Raw genomic sequence first — 25,470 nt, 5'->3', positions numbered from 1 at the left:
GTCTTAAACACAGGCTCCTCTTATTTTATTCATGCTGTTTTCTAAGGATTGTTGCTTCAAATCTTTTTCTTCTTTGTCTGTTGATTGGAGTGGCAAATGCGAGACTCTCGGCTAGAACGAGTGAGCAGGTGAGACACTTACCCGCGCGAAGCGAGAAGTGGTTTACCGCTCGCCCCCGCAGAAAGCGAGCATCTAGAACGGAAAATCAACTTCTTTCAAAAGCAACAATGAATACGAAAACAGCCTTATTAAAAGACATCAAATCCACTAGAAAAACTATAGGCAACCTTCCTGCATAAGATATAAATGAAAGTTTAGAAAAGAAAAAAACCTCTACTATTGCTAAAATTCAGAATATATTTTATATTGGATATAGGGTAACAAATTTTTTTTATGGAGAAAAAATGAATGAGTATTCATTCAATAAAGGAGGAAGACCATCTTGTCTCGTGAAATCCGTAAAGCTGCCGTACTGGGTTCTGGTGTAATGGGATCAGGCATAGCCGCTCATCTAGCAAACGTCGGAATACCAACATTATTATTGGATATTGTACCGCCTTCTTTAAGTGAAGAGGAAAAAGCAAAAGGGATAACGGAAGATCATCCTGCATTCCGCAACAAATTTACTCTATCTGCCACACAAAAACTATTAAAGCAAAAACCAGCTCCACTTGCTGTTAAAGAGAATCTCGAATTAATCTCGATCGGTAACCTTACCGATGATCTTGAAAAATTAAAAGATGTAGACTGGATCATTGAGGTAGTAGTTGAACGCCTTGATGTGAAACAAAAACTTTTTGAACAAGTCGATCAATATAGAAAACCAGGAAGTATTATAACGTCTAACACATCTGGAATCTCGATTTCTGCGATGGCTGAAGGACGTTCTGAAGATTTTAAAGCAAACTTCTTAGGGACGCACTTTTTTAATCCACCAAGATACTTAAAGCTTCTTGAGATCATCCCAACCGAAGATACAAAACCAGAAGTTGTTCAATTCATGCGCAGCTTTGGTGAGAACGTACTAGGAAAAGGAGTCGTTGAAGCGAAGGATACGCCTAACTTTATCGCGAACCGCATCGGAACGTATGGATTGATGGTTACAATGCAAGAGATGATGAAGCAAGGTTATAGTGTCGGTGAAGTTGATTCGGTTACAGGTCCTTTGATCGGCCGTCCTAAATCTGCAACGTTTAGAACGCTTGATGTTGTTGGATTGGATACGTTCCTTCATGTTGCGAGAAATGTTTATGAGCAAGTTGACGGAAAAGAAAAAGAAGTGTTCGAAATCCCTGATTTCTTAAACGAAATGGTAGACAAAGGCTGGACTGGAAGCAAGACAGGTCAAGGCTTCTATCTTAAACAAAAAAGTAAAGCAGGCAGTGAAATCTTAGAGCTCGATCCTGCTACGTTGGAATATAAACCGCGCTCCAAAATGAAAACAGCTACACTCGAAGCAGCTAAACAAATGAAGACAACAAACCAAAAAGTGAAAGCGCTTTTATACAGTGATGATCGTGCAGGTAAACTGCTGTGGGACATCATTAAACCGGTTCTATTATATTCTGCGGAAAAGTGTTATGAAATCGCCGATGATCTTGTTGCGATTGACCAAGCGATGAAATGGGGATTCGGATGGGAGCATGGTCCATTTGAGATTTGGGATGCGATCGGTGTACCCCAATCTGTAGAACGAATGAAATCTGAAGGAGAGACAATTCCTGGTTGGGTAGAAGAGCTTCTTCAATCAGAAAAGAATTCTTTCTACACAAAATCAGACGGTGATCGCTCTTATTACCACCACGGCAGATATCTTCCTGTGGAAGAGAACAAAAAAGTCGTTCATTTAAGCCGTTTAAAAGAAAAAGGCAATGTGATCACAAAGAATGGCGGGGCTACGTTAATCGATCTTGGTGATGATGTTGCAGGCCTTGAGTTCAATTCTCCAAACAATGCGATCGGACCAGAAATCATCATGATGCTTCATCAGGCGATCGATGAAGTTGAAAAGAATTACAAAGGGTTAGTGATTGGTAACCAAGGTAAGAACTTCTGTGTTGGTGCTAACTTGATGCTTATCCTTATGGAAGCTCAAGATGACAATTTCTTTGAACTGGATATGATGGTTCGTCAATTCCAACAAGCGATGGCAAGAGTTCGCTACAGTGCAAAACCTGTCGTTGCGGCTAACTTCGGAATGACGCTAGGCGGCGGAGTTGAAGTATCTCTTCCTGCAGCAAGACTTCAAATGTCATCTGAAACGTACATGGGGCTTGTTGAAACAGGAGTCGGCTTGATTCCGGGCGGAGGCGGAAACAAAGAGCTTTATCTTCGTTTATTAGAGCAGCTGCCAGAAGGTGCTAAGGGAGATCTGCAAAAAGTTGCGAACCAAGCCTTTGAAACGATTGCGATGGCTAAAGTTTCAACTTCAGCTCAAGAAGCACGCAAGCTAGGGTTCTTACGAAAAGAAGACAGCATCTCCGTAAACGGTGACCATCTCTTACATGATGCGAAAACACAAGTGCTTGCATTAGAAGGGATTGGCTATACACCGCCTGTAAGAAAGAAGATTCCTGTTGTAGGTGAAGCCGGTTATGCAACGTTGGCACTAGGAGCACAGACGATGCACTTCAGCCAATATATTTCAGAGCACGATTTAAAAATTGCAAAGAAACTAGCCTTTGTTCTCGCTGGAGGACGGGTACCAGAAGGAACATTGGTAGACGAACAATACTTACTAGATTTGGAGAGAGAAGCGTTCCTAAGTCTAGCTGGAGAACCAAAAAGCCAGGCAAGAATGCAGCACATGCTTGTTAAAGGCAAGCCGCTAAGAAACTAAGGGGGGAAGAACTCAATGTTAAAAGAGGCAGTAATAGTAGCAGGTGCTAGGACAGCGGTTGGTAAAGCGAAAAAAGGTTCTTTTGCACATATGAGACCAGATGAACTAGCAGCGGTAACCATCAAAGAAACGTTGAAGCGTGCAGGCGATTATAACGGAGAGATTGATGATTTAATCATCGGATGTGCCGTTCCTGAAGCAGAACAAGGGATGAACATGGCTCGTCTGATCGGTGCTAGAGCAGGATTGCCTGAAACTGTACCAGCGATTACGATCAATCGTTTTTGTTCATCGGGTCTGCAAAGTATTGCGTACGGAGCAGAAAAAATCATGCTAGGTGCAGCCGAAGCGATTCTTGCAGGCGGAGCTGAATCCATGAGCCTTGTTCCTGTAGTAGGTCATGTCGTAAAGCCTAACCCTTACTTAGTTGAGACGGTGCCGCAATATTATATGGGCATGGGTCATACAGCGGAAGAAGTAGCTAGACGTTTTGGCATCTCAAGACAAGATCAAGATGAATTCGCCGTAAGAAGTCATCAAAAAGCAGCGGCAGCTATTAAAGACGGGAAGTTTAACGACGAGATCGTTCCTGTACATGTTATGAAACGCTGGTTAGATGAGCAATCAAAGTTAGTTGAAAAAGAGGTTGCTGTGTCAGTAGATGAAGGTGTCCGTGCTGGAACAACCGTTGATGTACTTAGTAAGCTTCGTCCGGCATTCACACCAACTGGTTCTGTAACAGCAGGGAACTCTTCACAAACAAGTGATGGCGCTGCAACAGTTCTTGTGATGAACAGAGAAAAAGCAGAAGCAGAAGGTTTAACGCCATTATTGAAATTCCGTTCTTTTGCAGTAGCTGGGGTAGCTCCAGACATCATGGGAGTAGGTCCTGTTGCGGCCATTCCGAAAGCTTTAAAAATGGCAGGATTAGAAATTTCAGACATCGGCTTGTTCGAGTTGAATGAGGCATTTGCTTCTCAGAGCGTTCAAGTCATTCGTGAACTGAACCTTCCAGAAGATAAAGTAAACGTGAATGGTGGTGCGATCGCACTTGGCCATCCGCTAGGTTGTTCTGGAACTAAACTCACATTAACTCTTTTACATGAGATGAAGCGTCGCAACGAACAATTCGGAGTTGTTACGATGTGTATCGGTGGTGGCATGGGAGCAGCAGGCGTATTTGAACTAGTAGGATAACAAGGAGGAGAAAACATGTCGAATACAGCAGAAAAACAAATCATTGGTGGAAGCTTTTTAATCGAAGATGTTTCCGCAGCAGATATTTATACACCTGAGGATTTTTCAGAAGAACATTTGATGATCGCGAAAACAACTGAAGATTTCGTTGTGAAAGAGGTTGTTCCTCAACTTGAAAAGATGGAAGATCACGATTTTACTGTTTCTCGAAAATTATTAACTAAAGCGGGAGAGCTAGGTCTACTAGGAGCAGATGTACCTGAAGAATATGGCGGATTAGGTCTAGATAAGATTTCTTCTTCACTCATCACTGAAAAGTTCGCACGCGGACGCGGCTTTTCAATTAGTTATGGAGCACACGTAGGAATTGGATCACTACCAATCGTTCTTTTTGGTAACGAAGAACAAAAGAAAAAATACTTACCTGAACTAGCAACTGGTGAGAAGATCGCAGCTTATGCATTAACTGAGCCAGGTTCTGGATCTGATGCACTTGGCGCAAGAACGACAGCAAAGCTTAACGCTGAAGGCACTCACTATGTATTGAACGGTGAAAAGCAGTGGATCACAAACTCTGCGTTTGCTGACGTTTTCGTCGTATACGCAAAGATCGATGGTGAGCAGTTCACAGCATTCATCGTTGAAAGAGATTATAAAGGCGTTTCCACAGGACCAGAAGAAAAGAAGATGGGAATCAAGAGTTCTTCAACGCGTACGCTTATCCTAGAAGATGTAGAAGTACCAAAGGAAAATCTGTTATGGGAAGCAGGAAAGGGACATCTGATTGCGTTTAACATTCTAAACATCGGCCGTTACAAGCTTGCATTAGGATGTGTAGGAGCTGCAAAACGAGCATTTGAAGTATCTGTAAAATACGCGAACGAGCGTCAACAGTTCAAGCGTAAAATCAGTTCTTTTAGCTTAATTCAAGAAAAGCTTGCGAACATGGCTGTCCAAACGTATGCAGCTGAAAGTTCTGTGTACCGAACGGTAGGTCTATTTGAAAACCGTCTAGGCGCTTTATCTGAAGAAAAGCAAAAAGACGGACGTGAGTTAGCGAAAGCAATCGCAGAGTATGCGATCGAATGTTCACTGAACAAAGTATCAGCTTCAGAAGTGTTGGATTATGTAGTAGATGAAGGCGTTCAGATTCATGGTGGGTACGGCTTTATGTCTGAATATGAGATTGAAGGTGCATACCGCGATTCTCGTATCAACCGAATCTTTGAAGGAACGAACGAGATCAACCGTTTATTAGTACCAGGAACGCTTGTGAAAAAAGCGATGAAGAACGAACTTCCGCTTATTCAAAAAGCAACTCAGCTTCAACAAGAGCTTATGATGTTAATGCCTGTTGAAGTAGGTACGGAAAGCTTGGATCAGGAAAAATACCTTGTTTCTATGGCTAAGAAAATTTTCTTGATGACAGCTGGATTAACGGTTCAGAAGTTCGGACCTAAGTTAGAGCAAGAGCAAGAAGTATTGTCGAACTTAGCAGATATCATTAGTGAAGTGTACAACATGGAATCTGTTCTACTGCGTACTGAAAAAGCAATCGAAAGATCTGGAGCTGAAAAGGCAAAACAAAAACTGTTATATACAGAAGTGTATTGCCAAGAAGCATTCAACCGCATTGAAGCACATGCTAAAGAATCCATCATTGCCGTAGAAGAAGGCGATATGCTCCGCATGATGCTGTCCGCGTTAAAGAAACTAACGCGCCATACACCAATTAATGTGATTAAGAAGAAGCGAGAACTCGCGGTTCAGCTTCTTGAAGAAGAACGCTATATCGTTTAATTGATCTGTATTTATTTACGCTAACCTTCAAAATATCTTATCTTTCCCTCCTGCATTTGTAGGAGGGCTTTTTTTGTTTTAACAGGCTTATGTTGTAGTGGAAGCTGATGGTTTAGTTTCCGAGCGCTCGCGTTCAGCGTGTACGGTAGGAGTATCATACCTTGTACTTCAATCAACTGTTACAGTTGATAATAAAAATGAGTTTGGAAAGCGATTATCTTTAAGGAGAAGCTTAACAAAGTAAGTTTTGATTTTAGCTATCGAAAAATACCCAGATAAGCTGCAGTTTTTAGGTGCCGAACTGGATTTTAGAGGATACCTAATAGGGTATGTAGGCGTATTCTGAAACTGAATCCACAAAAAAACGGCTTTAATCCACAAATATAGACAGTTTATCCACGAATTTTAGCTCCCAATCCAAAAGTTTCAGCTGTTTATCCGCGAGTCTACAATCCTCGACAATTACCACACATGAATATACCCCCATCCACATCCTCATTAAAATCATGAAAATCTCCCTCTCATATCCTTCATTGCACGTCACATTACATCCTGATATAAGAAATTAGCCAACGTGCAGAATTTCTTGTTTTATTGGTAACACTAGTTTGTGGTACTATGAGAAGGGGTGATATAATGCTACTGAAAGTGTATGAATATCCAAAATGCTCAACTTGCCAAAAAGCAAAAAAATGGCTAAAAGAAAATGATGTAGCCTTTGAGCCTATACATATTGTGGAGAGCCCGCCTTCTGCTGAGGAACTTAAGAAATTGATCGATCTTAGTGGTCTAGAGATCAAGAAGTTCTTTAATACGAGCGGAATGAAGTATCGTGAGTTGGGTATGAAAGAAAAGATGAAAACAGCTACAGAAGAAGAACTGCTCGAAATCTTAGCAAGTGATGGCATGCTTATTAAAAGACCGATCGCAACTGATGGCAAGCAAGTCACAGTAGGATTTAAAGAAGATCATTACGATAACACATGGAAAAAATAAAAATGTTACTGACTGCGATAAATCATTTATTGTAGTTATTATAAAACCAAGAAAAGCTGGAGGGATTACACATGGAATTTCCAAAAGAATTACGCTATTCAGAAGAGCACGAGTGGACTAAAACAGAAGAAGGCAATAAAGTTCGTATCGGTATTACAGCATTTGCGCAAGACGAACTAGGAGATATCGTATTCGTTGAACTTCCTGAAGTTGGAGATGAGCTTACTGCGGACGAGCCTTTCGGAAGCGTAGAATCTGTTAAGACTGTTTCTGAGTTATATGCGCCTGTATCTGGAAAAGTTGTAGAAGTAAATGCAGACCTTGATGATAGCCCTGAACTTGTTAACGAGTCTCCATATGAAAAAGCTTGGATGGTTGTAGTAGAACTTTCAGATGCATCTGAGGTTGAAAAGTTAATGACTGCTGAACAGTACGAAGAATTAATCAAAGAAGATTAATGAAATCAATCTCTTCAGGAAAGAATAGACATATTGCTATTCTTTTTTGGAGGGATTTTTTTATGAACCAAGATAGACGAGATGTTACATCAAGAGTTTTTGGTAAAATGAAGGGTGGATCAATGTCCCTTTATTTGGATAAGGATGAAATTGGCCAGATCCGCTTTACGAATCAAGGGAACATGTACGAGATGGCTGAGGGGTTTGAATTTGATGCAGACAAGATTTATAAACGTGAAAAACCTGTAGAATTACCAAATCCATCAAAGTATGTGGATGAATGTGATAAGGGTTGGTGCTGATTTCAGCATCAATAGAGGATGATGTCAATGTGATCTATCTTGGCAATCATCCTCTTTTTGATTTTAGATCTGTTTGTTTCGTTCGGCACTCCCACCTTTTGAGCCGATCTTTTGATAAAAACTTTTATCCTGGTTTTGGGATGTGGCCGTACCGCCTTTCTTTCCGATTTCTTGATAAAACGTTTTATTATGTGTACTAGAGGTAGAGCTCCCACCTTTTCTCCCGATTTCTTGAAAGAAAGTTGTGCTATGTTTTTTTGATGTGGAGGTACCGCCTTTTTTTCCGATCTGTTGATAGAATTCTTTTCCTCGTGATTTGGATGTTTTCTCGCCGCCTAATCTGCCTGCATCAGCTCGGCTCATTTTAGGTTCTGTTTTTGCCATGTGATGACTCCTCCAATATTCGTTTTATGACTCCTAAATTCCCTTTTATAACAGGATGTCAAACACGTTTGAGGCGAATTAGTACTAAACGCATACACCGAACAGAAATAGGTAGGAAAATAGGAAAAAGGGGTATAGTAATAAAGAACATCTCTTGCAGGATTTTAATAAAATAAAGCAAATATATAATCTAAGCGATGCATTCATTTTATAGTCTTCAAAGTATAGGAGAGATGAGTAATGAATGAAATCAAAAACAAAGTAATCATTGTCGAAGGTAAATCTGATAAGGATAAGTTAGCCGCAATCTTGGATGAACCGGTTGAAATTATTTGTACGAATGGAACTTTAGGTTTGGATAAATTAGAAGAGCTTGCATTAGCCATTGAGGATCGAGATGTATATATCTTGGTCGATGCTGATGATGCTGGCCATAAACTAAGAAAACAACTGCAACGTGAATTGCCTAATGCAGAGCATTTATATATTAATAAGATGTACAGAGAAGTTGCAAAAACACCTCTAATGTACCTCGCAAAGGTATTGGTAGGTGCACACTTTAATATTCAAAAGAATTGTTTAGGATAAGCCATGAAAAAAAAGAACTGGTTGAGTCTTCTAACTACCTTTTGCCTAGTGAGTGGTTGCAGTCCTTCAAATAAAGATGAAGTAAAAACGAATTCTAAAGATGTCGTGAGCAAAAATTTAAATATTCCGTGGCAAATAAACAGCACCCCAAAACAAATGTGGATCAGTGAACGAACTGGGGGGCTTGTTTTACTAGGGCCAAAACAAAAAAAGACCTCTTATTCCCCAAAATTTTCAGAAGCTATAGCTGATGACGGGGAAGGAGGTTTTCTTGGCTTTCTATTAGACCCAAATTACGACAGTAATAAAAAAGCTTATGGATATTATACATATGAAAAATCGAATCGTTTAGTTAATCGGATTGTCGAGATGCGTTTTGAAAATAATGAATGGAAAGAAATCAGAATCCTGCTAGATGATATTCCAGGAGGCTACACACACAATGGAGGAAGAATGGAGTGGGGACCAGATCGAAAGCTATATATCACAACGGGTGATAGTGGCGAAGAAGAGCTGTCCCAAAATCTAAACAGTCTGGCTGGGAAAATTTTAAGAATGAATAATGATGGTTCTGTTCCAGAGGACAACCCGTTCTATCCTTCACCGGTCTATACATACGGTCATCGGAATCCACAAGGAATGACATGGGATGATGAAGGTAAGATGTTTGCTGCTGAACATGGCTCATCTAACTATGATGAGATTAATAAAATTGATCCGGGTAAAAATTACGGATGGCCGATCATTCGTGGTGACGAAAAAAAGGAAGGGTTAGAATCACCGTGGGTTCACTCTGGTCGTGAAACGTGGGCACCCTCAGGCATCGATTACAAAAACGGTTATCTGTTTGTTGCAGCATTGAGAGGCGAAAGTGTCATAAAGGTTAACACGTCTTCTAAGAAGATAACCACTATTGTTTCCAATAAAGGGCGCATTCGTGATATCCTTATTGAAGATAATCACATGTATGTTGTTACGAATAACAAAGATGGTAGAGGACAGCCGTCGAGCGATGATGATGTGCTGCTAAAAGTTTCACTAAAAAATGTAATGGAGTAGTACCATGAAAGAAATCACTCGAAAAAATTGGAACACCGTTATTGAACAATCACTGCAGAATCCGTACTTTTTATACCTAGAGACTCCGCTTTGTGGAACTTGTAAAATGGGAAAAAGAATGTTTGAGGTAGCAGTTGAAACAATACGTGTTCAAAAAGACGTAAATATAGCTGTAGGTGTTAGTAATATTAATGAGATGCCCGAGCTTGCATCCAAGTATGGGGTAACAAGCGTGCCATGTTTACTCATTCTTTCTAGAGGAATTGCAATCGATCGTATTTATGCACTTCAATCTGCGGGAAATATATATAAATCCATGTTAAAACTAGTGGAAAAGGAATATAAAGGGTGAAAAAAATGTGGGATATACCCCACATTTTTCATTTCATCGTCTAATTCTACAAAAAAACTTATTTTTCGGGGGTTAAATCTCAAGAAAAATATGGGAATTTAATGTCGTTCACTCGCCCTTTTGTAACAATAAAGGGTGTTTTTTTTTATTTTGAAATAACGCTGATGACCTTAGTAGAGGGGTTTATCAAGGTATTTGAACAATTATCAGTTTGTTTTGCAAATTCAGTACTTTAACGATAACGTCACAAATGTTACGGACGCTGTAATATTGTTATAGAACTGTATCCTACAAATGTCAAAAGTCATGGTATAAATGAATAGGAGAGCTTGTTTGCATGTTTGCTCCCTAGCTTATTGTGGTAAATAAGAATGATTTTATTTTTGAGATAAAAATATACGATTCACTAATAAACGAAACAAAATGTAAAGCAATTCTTTAACAGAGGTGATTGATAAACATGGCATCTTTAAATTTAAATGCAGTATTTCCTATTGGAAAAAATAAATTATCGAACAATAAATTAACAAGTATAGAAGATAAAGTTCTAACGATCCAAGAAAGAGACGATGAGAAACTAAGAAACGAACTGATCGGTGATTACCAACCATTCATTAAAAAAGTAACATCGAAAGTTTGCAGTCAATATATAGATCGTACGATGGACGAGTTTAGTGTAGGTCTTTTTGCCTTCAACGAAGCGATTGATCAATACCAAGAAGGTCAAGGTAGCCGTTTCTTGTCCTTCGCCGATATGGTTATCAGACGAAGAGTTATTGATTACATTCGTAAAGAAGTCCGTCAGAACAGACTGATATTCTTACAGCCAGATGAAGAAGATGAAGAAGGTCGCTTAGAAGAAAGTTATGCAGAGCAAAAAGCTGCGATGGATCATTTTGAAGACCAGATTCAAGTTGAGAATCGCGTTTATGAGATCGAAGAGTATCAAAAGTTATTAAAAACGTTCGGATTGAACTTTAAAGTATTAAGTAAGCATTGTCCGAAGCATGTGGATGCTCGCGAAAATGCAAAAGAAATTGCTCGTCTTTTAGCTGAGAACGAAGAACTTGCCGCGTTTCTAAAAGAAAAAAAGCAATTACCAATAAAAGATTTATTAAATATGGTATCCTGTAGTCGTAAAACCATAGAGAGAAATCGAAAGTATATAATAGCAGTATCACTTATATATTTAGGCGATTTTCAAGCGCTGAAATCATACATTCAGCCATAAGGTGAGGTAAATAAGGTTACTAGGCAAGGGAATGTAATGTTCTCTTGCCTGTAATTTATACTGATCCTGCTACATGCGGGAGGGATATCATTGAAGAACGGCAGCGGCATCGTTATTGAAGTTCAGAATAAAAAAGCAACTCTTCTCATGAAGGACGGAACTTTTGTCACAGTAAGAGTACCAGCAGGTAAAAGACCTCTTATAGGTAATGAGTATCAGGCTTCTTATTTTTCACACAAAAAAAGAAGTCTTTTTGTGCTGCCATCTATTTCGTTTTCAGTGGCAGCATTAATTGCATTTCTTTTTATTTCAGGTCTTTTACCCAACAGCAGCCATTCTGCCGCGGCTGCTTATGTTAGCTTTGATATCAATCCAAGCCTTGAGGTTGGCGTAGATGATAATATGCGAGTGGTTGAAATGGATGCTTTTAATGACGAAGCAAAAAAAATCATTAAGAAATACAATTTTTCTACAGATGATCGTATGCCGTTTGAAGTATTCGCGGATCAACTGATCAAAGCTTATCAGCGAGAAGGCTATATGGAAGAGAATCAGTCCATGCTTATCACTACAGTATCCGATAAATCCAGTGATAAGAAAACGAAGCAGGAATTGGATCATGCATTGGATTCAATTGTTAAAAAAGCTGTCGTTCAATACCCTGTAGCGATTACTGTTTCTGAAACAAACGAAGAAGTTCGCGATAAGGCGAAACAATTAGGCGTATCTTCAGGTAAATATACAGCATTCCAAGAAGCAACGAAGAACGATAAGCATCTTAAAGAAGAAAAGATTAAAGAAGTGAAGTTTCAAGAGCTTAAAGTGAATACTACTTCTTCTAAAAATATTAAATCCGTACCACATCCTCGTAAAATAAAGGCTGCACCTCATGAGGTCAAGGTAAAGCCAGTAAATAATAAAGAAAAAAAATCGGATCACCAAAGCTCAGTTAAACCGACCGAGAAAAACCTTGTGAAGCCTCAAAAGAATACGAATGAAAAACGTAACAGCAAAGAGCGTGGCAAAAGGAATGATCAAAATAACAATAGAAATCATATTCAGCAAAAAGAGCAAAGAGTAGAACCTAAAAAGATTAAGGAACCTGTCAGAGCACAAAACCATGATAGGAATTACAATCAGAATAAAGAGCATAGAAAAGAAAACAGATATCAGGATAAGAATCATAACAAGCGACAAAAAGAAAATGACCGTAATAAACATGAACAGAGACAGCAATGGAATGGAGACAGGCATTCTAATGATGATCATAAGCGTTCCAAAGGTGAACATCGAAAGCAAGAAAAGAAACATAAACACTAATTATGAGATAACATGTCGTAATACCAATTACGATTCCTTGCTGCTGTCGAAGGGTTTATAAAGGTATATGAATATTCCTCTAGAATCGGTGAAGTAACAACCAATTCGGGGGGATTTTTTATGTTGGATATCCGTTACTTTGAAAGTCAAATAGCAAAAAGTCCGTATCTTTCTCTTTATAATATCCCGGTAAAGCCTAGCTTTAAATGTAAGGACGAAACGACGCTGAAAATTGAATACAGAGAAGGAGAGCGGAACAGAACAGTCACGTTTACTGGGAATCCGAAATATCTATGTATGTTGCTTGAGGGGAAAATGAAGCTGAGTACTTTATTGAGACAAGAGATGATTGAGTTTCAGGGAACACTCAGACAACGCTTAAAATGGGAAGCGATTTTTTACTTAAGCTCCCATTGGGAAGAGATATCCGCCGGTGTACTCGTTCGAACTGCTAAAAATATTTGACACGAATCGACATGGATGATAATATTCTTCACAGTGATTCAAATATGCATCGCTTTAATTTAATAAAGTAACACTTTTTTACTTATCACGAGAGGTGGAGGGACTGGCCCTATGAAACCCGGCAACCGCTAGATCATTGCATTCTTATGAATGATGAACTAGAAAGGTGCCAATTCCTGCAAGGCTCTAAGTAGTCTTGGGAGATGAGGAGAACGTGCATAGAATATAATATGCCTTTCTGCTCATATTGAAGCAGAGAGGCATTTTTTTGTTTAATGTTTTCGTTTTACATTGAAGCTCTTGGGAGTAGTTAATTTCCGTTACAGGATGCTCGCTTTCCACGGGGCGTGCGGTGAGCCTCTTAGCGCTATGCGCTGTTAAGAGTCTCACCTGTCCCGCTGATCCCGTAGGAGTCTCGCACCTTCCACTACAATCAACTTATCGATGAAGGGAACACTTAAGCAAACCAATGCAACGTTTTCTATATGAGCCAATATTTAGATAAGAAATGAGGTAAGAATCTTGATTAATTTACAGGCAGTCCGTAAAGTCTTTCAAACCAAAGATGGTGAAGTAAAGGCTGTTGATACGGTAGATTTAAACATAAAACAAGGAGAGATTTACGGAATCATCGGATACAGTGGTGCAGGTAAGAGTACACTAATCCGCATCCTAAACATGCTAGAGCGACCGACTAGCGGTACGGTTACGATTGGCGGCAAGAACATGTCTGAGCTGTCATCAAAAAAGTTAAGAGAAGCACGACAAGAAATTTCAATGATCTTTCAGCACTTTAACTTATTATGGTCTCGCACGGTAAGAGAAAACATTGCTTTTCCTCTTGAGATTGCGGGTTATCCAAAAGCTAAGATCAAACAGCGTGTTGATGAGCTGATCGACCTAGTTGGATTGGAAGGTCGTGGTGGTTCTTATCCGTCGCAACTAAGTGGAGGGCAGAAGCAACGTGTAGGTATCGCACGCGCGCTTGCGAATGAGCCGAAAGTTCTCTTATGTGACGAAGCAACTTCTGCACTCGACCCTAAAACAACTGACAGCATTCTTGATCTGCTTGTAGAGATCAATCAAAAATTAGATCTGACCATTGTTCTTATCACACATGAGATGCATGTAATCAGAAAGATCTGTCACCGTGTAGCCGTTATGGAACAGGGGAGAGTAGTGGAAGAAGGCGATGTCCTAAATGTCTTCAAAAACCCGACAGAACCAATCACGAAGGATTTTGTGAAACAAGTAACAGAACCTGAAGAAACAGTCGACACGATCAAACAGTTTATTTCTGAGTTTCCGGAAGGCCGAATTGTCCAACTTACTTTTATCGGTGGACGAGCAGGACAGCCATTAATTACGGAACTGATTCGTAAGTATGAGGTAGATGTAAATATTCTACAAGGAAAGATTACGCAAACTCAGAATGGACCTTATGGGACGTTGTTCATTCAGATTAAAGGTACAGAATCTGCACTAGCTCGTGCAATGGAATTTTTAAACAGTGTGCAGGTTGAAGTAGAGGTGATTCATAATGCTTAGTACATGGTTTCCGAATGTCCAATGGGATGTTCTATTAGAAGCGACAAATGAAACTTTATATATGTCAGCCATCTCTGTAGTGATTACATTTTTCCTAGGACTGGCTCTAGGATTGGCGTTATTTCTAACTTCTCCTGGAAACTTGTGGGGGAATAAGTTTTTAAACAGCGTAATTGCTATAATCGTTAACGTGTTTCGATCGATTCCGTTTATTATCTTAATCATCTTATTGATTCCTTTTACACGTTTAATCGTAGGAACGATGCTTGGAGCTGAAGCTGCACTCCCTGCATTAATCGTAGGTGCTGCGCCATTTTATGCACGTATGGTAGAGATCGCTTTGAGAGAGATTAATAAAGGGGTAATCGAAGCAGCGAAATCAATGGGTGCTACAAACGCTCAGATTATCTTTAAAGTTCTTATTCCCGAAAGTACGCCGGCTCTTGTTTCTGGTATCACTGTAACCGCGATTGCACTCGTAAGTTATACAGCGATGGCTGGAGTTGTTGGTGCTGGTGGTTTAGGAAACTTGGCTTATATGGAAGGTTACCAAAGAGACAACGCGGATGTAACATTAATTTCAACTGCACTTATCTTAGTCATCGTTTTCGTCATCCAATGGATCGGTGACCGCATTACAACAGCATTAGATAAGAGATAACGTTTTAAGACAACAAGGAGGAAGTTCATATGAAAAAAGTATTATCTGTTCTTATATTAACCGTTCTTGTTGCAGCACTTGCTGCTTGCGGGAACAAAACAGAAGGCGGAATCAGCGACGAGAAGATCATTGTAGGTGCTTCAAACGTACCACATGCTGAAATCTTGGAAGAAGCAAAACCTCTTTTGAAAGAAAAAGGTGTAGAACTTGAGATCAAAACGTTCCAAGATTATGTACTGCCAAACAAGTCTTTAGATGAAAAAGAAATCGGTGCGAACTACTTTCAGCACGTTCCTTATCTAGAGTCTCAAATGAAAGATCACGGATACAAATTCGAAAACGCAGGTGGCATCCACCTTGAGCCGATCGGAATCTATTCTAAAAAGTATAAGTCATTAGATGAGCTGCCTGAGGGCGCAACAATTATCATGTCTAACTCAGTAGCAGATCATGGCCGTATGCTTGGGTTACTTGAAAAAGAAGGATTGATCAAAGTTAAAGAAGGTGCTGGAGCAGAAGCACAAATTAAGGATGTTGTAGAAAATCCTAAGAAGCTTAAATTTAAAGCAGATGTTGATGCGGGTATGCTTCCAAAAGCCTACAAGAACGGTGAAGGCGATGCCGTACTAATCAACACAAACTACGCGATCGATGCTGGATTAAATCCTCAAAAGGATGCGATCGCATTAGAAGGATCTGATTCTCCATTCGTAAACATCATCGCGGTTCGTGAAGGAGATAAAGATAAGAAATCTGTTAAAGCTTTAGTAGAAGTTTTACGTTCTAAAGAGATTCAAGATTTCATTAAGAAGAAATATGAAGGTGCAGTAGTGCCAGTAACAGAATAATTTTCTATAAAGAACTGACTTTGAGATTAAAGTCAGTTCTTTTTTTGAGTAAAGATCGATCAACAACACTTTATAGTCCTTCAAACTAACTTTTAGACCCTGCGATTCCATTTATAGGCCCTTGAACTTAATTTATAGGCCGCAAAATTTTTTATAGTCCTTCAAAGTCATTTATAGGCTTTTCGACAAAAACTTACGAACATTTATTACATAACCAGCTTGCGAATGACCCATACTAAACCTGTTTACTATTTTGACAGGAGTGAATGAAATGAAACAAGAAGAACAGCCGCTACCCGGATCGAATTCAACGCAATATCACCTGATCCGCTATAAAGAAGGCTTAGGGAAATACAATGAGAATATGCCTGAACTTACACATGCTTATAATGAATTTACACGCCATTGCTTTAAAGAAGGTGAGATCTCTGAGAAGTATAAGCAGTTGATCGCTTTAGGAATCAGCATCTATTCTCAAGATGAATATTGCATCATCTATCATACAAAAGGTTGTTTAGATCAAGGGTGCTCGGAAAATGAAATTCTTGAGGCTGTGGGTGTTTCTGCAGCATTTGGCGGCGGAGCGGCTATGAGCCAAGGTGTGACCCTTGTTCAAGAATGCATTAAAGAATTAAATAACCCGCGTCATTAAAAGAAAGTCTAAATTCCACACTTACATGTTTTGAAATCATCCTAATAAGGTAATGGAAGTAATATAGCGCATTTAGCAGGATAACATAGGAAGTCACATCTGTTTTCAATAGGAATCATCATGCACTGGTATGCAAGGTGATTTCACTTGGATAACGGATTGAGCAAAATGAGTGATGCTGATACGCTATTATTGTTAACTAACTTTAACTTTGAAAGGATTGATTCATTATCCACCCCATTAAAGTAAAACATACGTCCGAGATGGAAAAAGCAATGCACCAGTCACATGGCTGTGGTTTTGCAGAGTATGAGAGGGATTTGGAAAAACGCCTAGATGTTGAGAAGGTCCGAGATATGGAATACAAAAAAGGGTTAGAAATAGCGGCAAATGCGAACAGAAATCATACGCCGTAACATATGAACTTAAAATTACAAAAGGCTGATTCATAAGGTGGTCTACCGCCTAATGAGTCAGCCTTTTTTCAAATCTTGTGACTGATGTACAATTAAAATGACAACAATGGAAAAGTAAACAGCTCGTTCCCTTGAACATACATTTCATTTGTTATAAGATTAGAATGAGAATAAATTGAGAATGGCTATTTTGTGCCTTTTATCAAAATCTTAAGAATGATTTCTTAATGGAGGTTGTATTATGTCAGCACCTAATTTAAAGATTGAAGATCTTCGTGTATCTATTGAAGATAAAGAGATTATTAAAGGTTTAGATCTCGAAATAAATGGTGGCGAGATCCATGCGATCATGGGACCAAACGGAACAGGAAAGTCTACTCTTTCTGCAGCGTTAATGGGACACCCTAAATATGAAGTAACTTCTGGTAAAGTTACGTTCAACGGTGAAGATCTTTTAGAGATGGAAGTTGATGAGCGTGCACAAGCTGGTCTGTTCTTAGCTATGCAATACCCTTCAGAAGTAAGCGGTATTACAAACGCTGATTTCCTTCGCTCTGCAATCAATGCAAAGCGTGAAGAAGGCGACGAAATTTCTCTAATGAAATTTATCCGTGAGTTAGATAAAAAGATGGATCATCTTGAGATGGACAATGCGTTCGCTCACCGTTACTTAAACGAAGGATTCTCTGGTGGAGAAAAGAAGCGTAATGAGATTCTTCAAATGATGATGCTTGAGCCAAAATTAGCAATCCTTGATGAGATCGATTCAGGACTTGATATCGATGCTCTTAAAGTTGTAGCTAAAGGTGTTAACGAAATGCGTAACCCGGATTTCGGTTGCTTGATCATCACTCACTACCAACGTCTATTGAACTACATCACTCCTGATAAAGTACACGTGATGATGCAAGGGCGTATTGTAAAATCTGGTGGACCTGAATTAGCTCAACGTCTTGAAGCTGAAGGGTACGACTGGATTAAAGAAGAGCTAGGAATTAAAGACGAAACTGTTGGTCAAGAAGCGTAAGCATTAAGGGGGACTATACATGTCAGTTGATACGAGCCTAAGATTTGATAAGGACTACGTAACCGGTTTTTCAAGCAGCAGACAGGAACCCGCTTGGCTGCAGGAACTTCGTTTGCAAGCATTGGAATTAGCTCAAGAGCTTCCAATGCCTAAACCGGACAAAACTAAAATCGATAAATGGAACTTTACAGAATTCAAACATGAAGCAACTGGCACTCCTGTTGCGTTCAATGAACTTCCTGAAGATGTTAAGGCATTGATCGGTTCTGAAGAAGAAGCGAAGAATGTTCTTGTTATCCATAATGGAACACCAGTTTATTTTGCACTTGAAGAGTCGGTAAAAGAACAAGGTGTTATTTACACAGATCTTCTAACAGCTGCAAAAGAGCATGAAGATCTAGTGAAAAAGTACTTTATGAAAGCTGTTGCGGTTGATGAGAACCGTTTGCCAGCCCTTCATGCAGCACTATTCGTTAATGGAGCATTTCTTTATGTTCCGAAGAACGTGGAACTTTCTGCTCCTATTCAAGCGGTTTATTATCAAGACGATGAAGCAGCGATCTTCAACCACGTTATCGTTGCAGCAGAGGATAACAGCTCAGTAACGTATGTAGAAAACTACTTATCAACGAACGATGCTACAGATTCAGTAGCAAACATCGTGTCTGAAGTATATGCAGGCAGCGGTGCAAAAGTCGTTTATGGTGCCGTAGATAACCTTGCAAAAGGAATGACAACATACGTGAACCGTAGAGGCCGTGCTGAGAAAGATGCTCGCATCGAGTGGGCGCTTGGTCAGTTTAATGACGGAAATACGGTTTCTGACAACACAACTCATTTGATCGGTGATGGATCTTTTACAGATACGAAGACTGTAACAATCGGACGCGGTGATCAAAAGCAAAACTTCGTAGCGCAAATCTTTAACCACGGAAAACATTCTGAAGGTTATATCCTTACTCATGGGGTAATGAAAGATAGTGCGAGCTCAATTTTTAACGGTATTACAAAAATCGAGCACGGTGCTACAAAATCTCATGGTGAGCAAACTGAACGCGTACTTATGTTAAGTGAAAAAGCGCGTGGGGATGCGAACCCGATCCTTTTGATCGATGAAGATGATGTTACAGCAGGTCATGCTGCTTCAGTTGGAAGAATCGACCCTCTTCAAATGTTCTATCTGATGAGTCGTGGTATTTCAAAAGCTGAAGCTGAACGTTTGATCATTCACGGATTCTTAGCACCAGTCGTTAGTCAGATGCCTTTAGAATCTGTTAAAAATCGTTTAGTCGAGGTTATTGAAAGGAAAGTGCGCTAATGAGTGCAAACGAATGGAGAAAGCTGTTTCCTATCCTGGATCAGGAAGTTAACGGCAAACCTCTCGTTTACCTTGACAGTGCAGCTACTTCACAAAAACCGATACAAGTTATTGAAGCTTTAGATAAATATTACAAAGAGTACAACTCGAATGTTCACCGTGGTGTTCATACACTTGGAACTCGTGCTACAGATGGTTATGAAGGAGCGCGTGAAAAGGTACGCCGTTTTATCGGTGCAAAATCCACTCAGGAGATTATCTTTACACGTGGTACAACAACAGCGATCAATACGGTAGCAAGAAGCTATGGTATGGCAAACCTGTCAGAAGGTGATGAGATTGTAATCACTCCAATGGAGCATCACAGCAACATCATTCCATGGCAGCAAGTTGCGAAAACCACTGGTGCAACGCTTAAGTACATTCCTTTACAGCCGGATGGCACGATTGATCTTGTGGATGTTGAAAATACAGTTACAGAGCATACTAAGATCGTCTCAGTTATGCAGGTATCGAACGTATTAGGAACGATCAACCCGATCAAAGAGATCGCAGCGATCGCACATAAGAACGGAGCTGTAATGGTAGTGGACGGCGCTCAGAGCGCTCCTCACATGAAAGTAGACGTTCAAGATCTCGATTGTGATTTCTTTGCCTTTTCAGCACATAAAATGTGTGGACCTACAGGCATTGGCGTGCTTTATGGAAAAAAAGCACTCCTAAACAAGATGGATCCTGTTGAGTTCGGTGGAGAGATGATTGATTTTGTAGGACTTCAAGAATCTACGTGGAAAGAGCTGCCTTGGAAATTTGAGGGTGGGACACCAATCATCGCAGGTGCGATCGGTCTAGGTGCTGCGATTGATTTCTTAGAAGAAGTAGGTCTTGATAATGTGTTAAAACATGAACATGTACTTGCTGACTATGCGATGGAGCGACTTTCAGAGTTAGAGGGTGTTACGATATTTGGTCCAAAAGAACGAGCAGGACTTGTAACGTTCAACTTAGATGATGTTCATCCGCATGATGTAGCAACCGTTTTAGATTCTGAGGGAATTGCTGTTCGTGCAGGCCATCACTGTGCACAGCCTCTTATGAAATGGTTAGATGTTACAGCAACAGCACGTGCTAGCTTTTACCTGTATAACACTGAAGATGACATCGATGCTTTTCTTAAAGGCTTAACAACAGCAAAGGAGTATTTCGGTCATGTCTTCTAATTTAGATCAGCTATATCGTCAGGTCATCATGGATCATTACAAAAACCCACGCAATAAAGGGGTTATTGAAGATAATGCCCTGACAATTAATATGAATAACCCAACATGCGGCGATCGCATCCAGCTCACTTTAAAAGTAGAAGATGGAAAGATCGAATCGGCTAAGTTCGACGGTGAAGGGTGTTCGATCAGTTTAGCATCAGCTTCTATGATGACACAGGCTGTTAAAGGTCTTCCTGTCGAAGATGCTGTAAAGCTTGCAAACATTTTTTATGATATGATGTTAGGGAACGACTATGATGATGAATCCTATGATCTAGGTGACATCGAAGCTCTTTCTGGCGTTTCCAAGTTTCCAGCTCGCATCAAATGTGCCACACTTGCGTGGAAGGCGATGGAGCAAGGGGTAGGAAAAGATGAGGAAGAGGAAGAATAAGTTCCTTTTGATAATGAGTTAAAGAGTGCCAATCCAGTAAGGAGGGATTCTGTAATGGCTAAGAAAATGCCTGATATCGGCGAATATAAATATGGTTTTAGAGATAAAGACGTTTCCATTTTCAGATCGAAGCGTGGGTTAACAAAAGAGATCGTAGAAGAGATCTCCCGCATGAAGAACGAGCCTGAATGGATGCTTGAATTCCGTTTGAAGTCATTAGAGCAGTTCTATAAAATGCCAATGCCACAATGGGGCGGAGACATGAAGGACTTAAACTTTGATGATATTACGTACTATGTTAAGCCATCTGAGAAATCTGAGAAGTCTTGGGACGAAGTGCCTGCTGAAATTAAAGCGACTTTTGACAAGCTAGGAATTCCAGAAGCTGAGCAGAAGTACCTTGCAGGAGTATCTGCACAATACGAATCAGAGGTTGTATACCACAACATGAAAGAAGACCTTTCTGACTTAGGAATTCTTTTCACAGATACGGATACAGCTTTAAAAGAGCACGAAGAGATCTTCCGTGAGCATTTTGGAACGATCATTCCGCCAACTGATAATAAGTTCTCGGCACTTAACTCTGCAGTATGGTCTGGTGGATCTTTCATTTACGTACCAAAAGGCGTTAAATGTGATACGCCACTTCAAGCATACTTCCGAATCAACTCTGAAAACATGGGTCAGTTCGAGCGTACGCTTATCATTGCAGATGAAGATAGCTCTGTACACTACGTAGAAGGATGTACAGCACCGGTTTATTCTACAAACTCACTTCATAGTGCGGTGGTAGAGATCATCGTTAAGAAGAACGCTTACTGCCGTTATACAACGATTCAAAACTGGGCAAACAACATTTATAACTTGGTTACAAAGCGTGCAGTTGCTGAAGAGAACGCAACGATGGAATGGGTAGATGGAAACATCGGATCTCGTCTAACGATGAAATATCCTGCTGTTATCATGAAAGGCCGCGGAGCGAAAGGTACGATCCTTTCTATCGCGATCGCTGGTAAAGGACAGCACCAAGATGCTGGAGCTAAAGTATTGCACTTAGCACCAGACTGTTCTTCTACAATCGTTTCGAAGTCAATCTCAAAGCATGGCGGTAAAGTAACATACCGTGGTATTGCTCACTTCGGACGTAAATCTGACGGATCTAAATCCAATATCAAGTGTGATACGTTGATTATGGATAACCAATCCACTTCAGATACGATTCCGTACAATGAAATTCTGAACAATAACATCACATTAGAGCATGAAGCGACTGTATCTAAAGTTTCTGAAGATCAGTTGTTCTACCTCATGAGCCGTGGTGTTTCTGAACAGGAAGCAACGGAAATGATCGTAATGGGCTTCATCGAGCCATTTACGAAAGAACTTCCAATGGAATATGCAGTAGAGATGAACCGTCTGATCAAGTTCGAGATGGAAGGTTCAATCGGATAAATGATGAAAAGCCTTGGTATATAAGCAATATACCAAGGCTTTTTTATGTGTAAATTAATGTCGTGCCAACTTTGTGCCAACTCGAAATTTTTTTTGCTTTTTAAGTTTTAAAAAAGACCTGGATTATTTTATTTATACCAAGGTCTTTTACGTAGAGAATGGATCGTTTCTTTTTTGTGTGGTTTTATTTCTCTTTGTATAAACTGAGAATTTATTTAGTTCATCTGCTTCAATTTTGTCCGTAACATCTAAATAAATATCAGCTGTCGTCTTTATCGTTTGATGTCCGAGGCGCTGCGAAACATATTTAATACTTGCTCCAGCTTCAAGTAATAAAACAGCATGTGTATGCCTGAAAACATGTGTACCTTTGTAACTGACATTTGCTTTTGTGCAATACCCCTGAAATGTCTCACGTATTATAGAGGGTGTAAGATACCTTCCAAGAAAATTTTGGAATATAATTCCGTCGTTATTGCGTTTGAATTGAGTGTGTTGTAAAATCATCTGGTTTTGTAACAGCTTGAACTTTTTAAGTTCAGCTACTAAACTTTCATCAAGTTTAATTGTTCTATATGAGGATGAATTCTTAAGAGAAGTTATCATTGCGTTATTGTTATCATCACGGCTAGTTTGTCTTTCAATCGTTAATTTATCACCCTTAAGGTCAGTCCATTGTAAGGCGAGTGCTTCGCTTATTCTTAATCCGGTTTGGCTTAGTAAATAAATTAGCATAAAGTACAGACGATACTCCTGATACCTTTGATGCTGATAAGTTTCCATAAAGTCAAGTAATCGATGTAACTCACCTAAAGAATAATATTTAATATCTTTATGAATTTGTATTTTATCTTTAACTGGTATTTTCAATTTGTTCGTTGGATTTTTATCTAATATCTCCATATCGTGAACCGAATAATGGAATATGCTTTTGAGTACTGATAAATATTTTAATCGAGATCCATAGGAGTAAACCTCATGTCCGCTTTCATCTTTGAGCTCAGCATAATGATTCATCCATCTCTTAATCTCAGGTCTTTTAATTCGAATTAACTTTTTATTCCCGAAGTAAGGGAGTATGTGTATTCTTACGATGATTTCTAATTGTCGAAAAGTAGAATCTTTAACAGAGGATTTTTTATGATTATATAACCATTCATGTACAACGTCATCAAACATTAAATCCCTGTCATTTAGTGTGTGACCATAATAAATTTTTTCTTCTACAGCATTTGCCTCTATTTGGGCTTCTTTTTTGGTACGAAAAGTCCCAATACTCATTACTTTTCCATCTTTAAAAACACGTGCTTGCCACATGCCGCTGCTTAATTTTCGGAAATTAGCCATTCATGTATCTCCTTTATTCTATTTTTGCTCTGAACAAGACCTGATTAATAATAAAATTTGCTTTTAATAAGCAATTAATTTTTATGATTAATTCTCTATTTTTAATAACCCATCTGCAAAGTATGTAGAGGATGAACCGCATCTGTGACAATAACGAGATGTCTTATGAAGTAATTCACCACAACCTCCATGGAAATCATGCCATTTAATATTCATGTGTGAATCTTCATAAGCATACCCAGAACACTTGTTTACTAAATAAACACCGCATTTATTGCAGTAATTTGAACCTGAAGGTAAATCTCCATTTTCGCAATTAGGGCACACATTATGAGTCTTGTTCAAATTTTGACTTGTTATAATTGCCGTATTCTTCAAATCACTACGGTAAATATTTTCTTCCTTTCTTAGATTATTGCTGTTGCAGCTTGGACAAAAGACTGCTTGAGCATTTGAAAAGAGATAATTACAGCTCATGCATCGTTGAGTATTCTTAATCTTAAAAATGAATTCTTGAAATAATTGGATAACAGGATGGCTTGGAGAATACTTGATACCAAATTGAGCACCTTGCTTTATAAACTTATATACATTTATAGAAGCCTCACTTGATATGTCGCATAAATTAGAAATGTCATTTGGGTCATTGATCTTTAGTTCGTTTAAGACTGGAGGAGGGGCTAATAGTTCTCTTGCGAAGCAGTTTGCTTCACTTTCAAATTCGTTGTATTCATCTTCTGTAAGTGAACTTCTAGCCAAGGAAGAATTATTGCTGATTTTGTTATGATTCATGACATAATGTCCAAGTTCATGGGCAAGAGTCCATCTTTTTCTGCCCTTACTAGGTATCTTATCGTTGTATAAAATCAAATACTCATCTAAGGATTCATAATATAAACAGCATCCTTCATGACTGTTTACGAGATTACAAACTTCTTTATGTGAAAATCCTCTCTTTTTTGCAAACCAAGAATAAGTTCTTATTTTGAGATTTGGGAAACTGTTCACGATTTGTTTCACCCGAACAGGCAACTCTTTTATAGTACTATTCTTTAAGACATTATCTGCAGATTTCTGTGCTTTAACGAAGTCGGCTTTATAGGTCGTCTTCTTCGTCAAATTCATCACCTTCTTCATTTTCAGTGTCTAGAAATGAAAGCTTTAACATTTTTATCATATTTTCAAATCTTTCTCTGTCCTTACCGGTAAGTTTGTTTCGTTGTCTTTGAATCTGTTTTAAATCATTGTCTTCTAATGAGAATTTTGAATAAGGATCATTTGTACTTCCCAGCAAATAGTCCGTTGTTACATTAAAGATTTCGGACATCTCCAGCAACGCACTACCAGGAGGTACTACTCTTCCGGCTTCATAATTTGCTACGTTTGATCTCTTCATATCCAATTTCTGTGCAAGCTCTTCCTGTGACAACTTATTATCCTGCCTACACTTTTTAATTCGTAATCCAATCACTTTTTTTCTTTCTTCATTCATAAGTATACCCCCAACTAAAAAAAGTTTATTTAAATGACGTTTTATATATTGACACGCTTTTA

At 39.2% G+C, this 25,470-nt stretch carries 26 protein-coding genes and 1 riboswitch; of the genes, 22 read left to right on the top strand and 4 right to left on the bottom strand.

Features of this window, described 5'->3' with window-relative positions; translation table 11 throughout:
• The first annotated feature begins 442 nt into the window (after window positions 1-442).
• From IHV12_RS02590 to IHV12_RS02565, 6 genes are all read left to right on the top strand, one after another.
• Complete coding sequence (locus IHV12_RS02590; RefSeq protein ID WP_197189702.1) at window positions 443-2,839, top strand: 3-hydroxyacyl-CoA dehydrogenase/enoyl-CoA hydratase family protein; 2,397 nt, start codon at window positions 443-445, stop codon at window positions 2,837-2,839.
• Window positions 2,840-2,854: 15 nt separating this feature from the next.
• Window positions 2,855-4,036 carry an acetyl-CoA C-acetyltransferase gene (locus IHV12_RS02585; RefSeq protein ID WP_197129552.1) on the top strand — a complete coding sequence of 394 codons (1,182 nt, stop codon included), beginning with the start codon at window positions 2,855-2,857 and terminating at the stop codon, window positions 4,034-4,036.
• 15 nt (window positions 4,037-4,051) lie between these two features.
• Window positions 4,052-5,836, top strand: coding sequence for an acyl-CoA dehydrogenase family protein (locus tag IHV12_RS02580; protein WP_197129555.1), 1,785 nt, complete (start codon window positions 4,052-4,054; stop codon window positions 5,834-5,836).
• A 636-nt stretch (window positions 5,837-6,472) separates the two neighbouring features.
• Window positions 6,473-6,832, top strand: a complete 360-nt coding sequence (locus tag IHV12_RS02575) for an arsenate reductase family protein (protein WP_197189701.1) — start codon at window positions 6,473-6,475, stop codon at window positions 6,830-6,832.
• A 71-nt stretch (window positions 6,833-6,903) separates the two neighbouring features.
• On the top strand, window positions 6,904-7,290 hold the full coding sequence (gcvH, locus tag IHV12_RS02570; RefSeq protein WP_066397386.1) for a glycine cleavage system protein GcvH: 387 nt from the start codon (window positions 6,904-6,906) through the stop codon (window positions 7,288-7,290).
• Window positions 7,291-7,352: 62 nt separating this feature from the next.
• Complete coding sequence (locus tag IHV12_RS02565) at window positions 7,353-7,592, top strand: YusG family protein (RefSeq protein ID WP_066397384.1); 240 nt, start codon at window positions 7,353-7,355, stop codon at window positions 7,590-7,592.
• Window positions 7,593-7,655: 63 nt separating this feature from the next.
• On the opposite strand, the gene IHV12_RS02560 is transcribed toward IHV12_RS02565, so the two are convergent.
• Entirely contained in the window at window positions 7,656-7,976 is a 321-nt protein-coding gene (locus IHV12_RS02560; protein ID WP_197129562.1) for a general stress protein, read from the bottom strand.
• 240 nt (window positions 7,977-8,216) lie between these two features.
• Between IHV12_RS02560 and IHV12_RS02555 the strand changes: the two genes are divergently transcribed.
• From IHV12_RS02555 to sufB, 16 genes are all read left to right on the top strand, one after another.
• The gene (locus tag IHV12_RS02555) at window positions 8,217-8,564 is read left to right on the top strand and encodes a toprim domain-containing protein (protein WP_066397377.1); all 348 of its coding nucleotides are present in this window, start codon (window positions 8,217-8,219) and stop codon (window positions 8,562-8,564) included.
• Between the two features lie 3 nt (window positions 8,565-8,567).
• Window positions 8,568-9,623: a PQQ-dependent sugar dehydrogenase gene (locus IHV12_RS02550; protein WP_197189700.1), complete on the top strand. Its 1,056-nt coding sequence runs from the start codon at window positions 8,568-8,570 to the stop codon at window positions 9,621-9,623.
• Window positions 9,624-9,627: 4 nt separating this feature from the next.
• Entirely contained in the window at window positions 9,628-9,975 is a 348-nt protein-coding gene (locus tag IHV12_RS02545) for a thioredoxin family protein (RefSeq protein WP_197189699.1), read from the top strand.
• A gap of 460 nt (window positions 9,976-10,435) precedes the next feature.
• Window positions 10,436-11,206, top strand: a complete 771-nt coding sequence (gene sigI, locus IHV12_RS02540; protein WP_197129570.1) for an RNA polymerase sigma-I factor — start codon at window positions 10,436-10,438, stop codon at window positions 11,204-11,206.
• 90 nt (window positions 11,207-11,296) lie between these two features.
• Window positions 11,297-12,526 (top strand): anti-sigma-I factor RsgI family protein, encoded by a 1,230-nt coding sequence (locus tag IHV12_RS02535; RefSeq protein ID WP_197189698.1) that lies wholly within the window; start codon window positions 11,297-11,299, stop codon window positions 12,524-12,526.
• 120 nt (window positions 12,527-12,646) lie between these two features.
• Window positions 12,647-12,991: a hypothetical protein gene (locus IHV12_RS02530; RefSeq protein WP_197129577.1), complete on the top strand. Its 345-nt coding sequence runs from the start codon at window positions 12,647-12,649 to the stop codon at window positions 12,989-12,991.
• Between the two features lie 79 nt (window positions 12,992-13,070).
• Window positions 13,071-13,201, top strand: a riboswitch (SAM riboswitch).
• A 312-nt stretch (window positions 13,202-13,513) separates the two neighbouring features.
• On the top strand, window positions 13,514-14,539 hold the full coding sequence (locus tag IHV12_RS02525) for a methionine ABC transporter ATP-binding protein (protein ID WP_197129580.1): 1,026 nt from the start codon (window positions 13,514-13,516) through the stop codon (window positions 14,537-14,539).
• Complete coding sequence (locus IHV12_RS02520; protein WP_197129583.1) at window positions 14,532-15,200, top strand: methionine ABC transporter permease; 669 nt, start codon at window positions 14,532-14,534, stop codon at window positions 15,198-15,200. The genes IHV12_RS02525 and IHV12_RS02520 overlap by 8 nt, the downstream gene beginning before the upstream one ends.
• Before the next feature lie 29 nt (window positions 15,201-15,229).
• Complete coding sequence (locus IHV12_RS02515; RefSeq protein ID WP_197129586.1) at window positions 15,230-16,048, top strand: MetQ/NlpA family ABC transporter substrate-binding protein; 819 nt, start codon at window positions 15,230-15,232, stop codon at window positions 16,046-16,048.
• Between the two features lie 271 nt (window positions 16,049-16,319).
• The gene (locus tag IHV12_RS02510) at window positions 16,320-16,700 is read left to right on the top strand and encodes a carboxymuconolactone decarboxylase family protein (RefSeq protein WP_197129588.1); all 381 of its coding nucleotides are present in this window, start codon (window positions 16,320-16,322) and stop codon (window positions 16,698-16,700) included.
• Between the two features lie 263 nt (window positions 16,701-16,963).
• Complete coding sequence (locus IHV12_RS02505; protein WP_197189697.1) at window positions 16,964-17,116, top strand: hypothetical protein; 153 nt, start codon at window positions 16,964-16,966, stop codon at window positions 17,114-17,116.
• A 241-nt stretch (window positions 17,117-17,357) separates the two neighbouring features.
• Window positions 17,358-18,143 carry a Fe-S cluster assembly ATPase SufC gene (gene sufC / locus IHV12_RS02500; RefSeq protein ID WP_197129591.1) on the top strand — a complete coding sequence of 262 codons (786 nt, stop codon included), beginning with the start codon at window positions 17,358-17,360 and terminating at the stop codon, window positions 18,141-18,143.
• 19 nt (window positions 18,144-18,162) lie between these two features.
• Window positions 18,163-19,461 carry a Fe-S cluster assembly protein SufD gene (gene sufD / locus IHV12_RS02495; RefSeq protein WP_197129594.1) on the top strand — a complete coding sequence of 433 codons (1,299 nt, stop codon included), beginning with the start codon at window positions 18,163-18,165 and terminating at the stop codon, window positions 19,459-19,461.
• Window positions 19,461-20,681: a cysteine desulfurase gene (locus IHV12_RS02490; RefSeq protein ID WP_197189696.1), complete on the top strand. Its 1,221-nt coding sequence runs from the start codon at window positions 19,461-19,463 to the stop codon at window positions 20,679-20,681. The genes sufD and IHV12_RS02490 overlap by 1 nt, the downstream gene beginning before the upstream one ends.
• Entirely contained in the window at window positions 20,671-21,117 is a 447-nt protein-coding gene (gene sufU, locus IHV12_RS02485) for a Fe-S cluster assembly sulfur transfer protein SufU (RefSeq protein ID WP_197129601.1), read from the top strand. Before IHV12_RS02490 ends, sufU begins: the two co-directional genes overlap by 11 nt.
• 54 nt (window positions 21,118-21,171) lie before the next feature.
• Window positions 21,172-22,569 (top strand): Fe-S cluster assembly protein SufB, encoded by a 1,398-nt coding sequence (gene sufB / locus IHV12_RS02480; RefSeq protein ID WP_137791777.1) that lies wholly within the window; start codon window positions 21,172-21,174, stop codon window positions 22,567-22,569.
• A gap of 147 nt (window positions 22,570-22,716) precedes the next feature.
• Here sufB and IHV12_RS02475 read toward each other — a convergent pair whose 3' ends face one another.
• The 3 genes from IHV12_RS02475 to IHV12_RS02465 all read right to left on the bottom strand — a co-directional run bounded on the left by IHV12_RS02475 (window position 22,717) and on the right by IHV12_RS02465 (window position 25,408).
• Entirely contained in the window at window positions 22,717-23,916 is a 1,200-nt protein-coding gene (locus tag IHV12_RS02475; RefSeq protein WP_197129604.1) for a tyrosine-type recombinase/integrase, read from the bottom strand.
• 87 nt (window positions 23,917-24,003) lie between these two features.
• Entirely contained in the window at window positions 24,004-25,035 is a 1,032-nt protein-coding gene (locus tag IHV12_RS02470) for an ImmA/IrrE family metallo-endopeptidase (protein ID WP_197129619.1), read from the bottom strand.
• Window positions 25,013-25,408: a helix-turn-helix domain-containing protein gene (locus tag IHV12_RS02465; protein ID WP_197129622.1), complete on the bottom strand. Its 396-nt coding sequence runs from the start codon at window positions 25,406-25,408 to the stop codon at window positions 25,013-25,015. The genes IHV12_RS02470 and IHV12_RS02465 overlap by 23 nt, the downstream gene beginning before the upstream one ends.
• Window positions 25,409-25,470 lie beyond the last annotated feature (62 nt).

The organism is Fictibacillus sp. 7GRE50 (genome assembly GCF_015903875.1).
Lineage (GTDB): Bacteria > Bacillota > Bacilli > Bacillales > Fictibacillaceae > Fictibacillus > Fictibacillus phosphorivorans.
The sequence above is the reverse complement of the archived record's forward strand: the minus strand, read 5'-3'. Positions and strand labels throughout refer to the sequence as shown.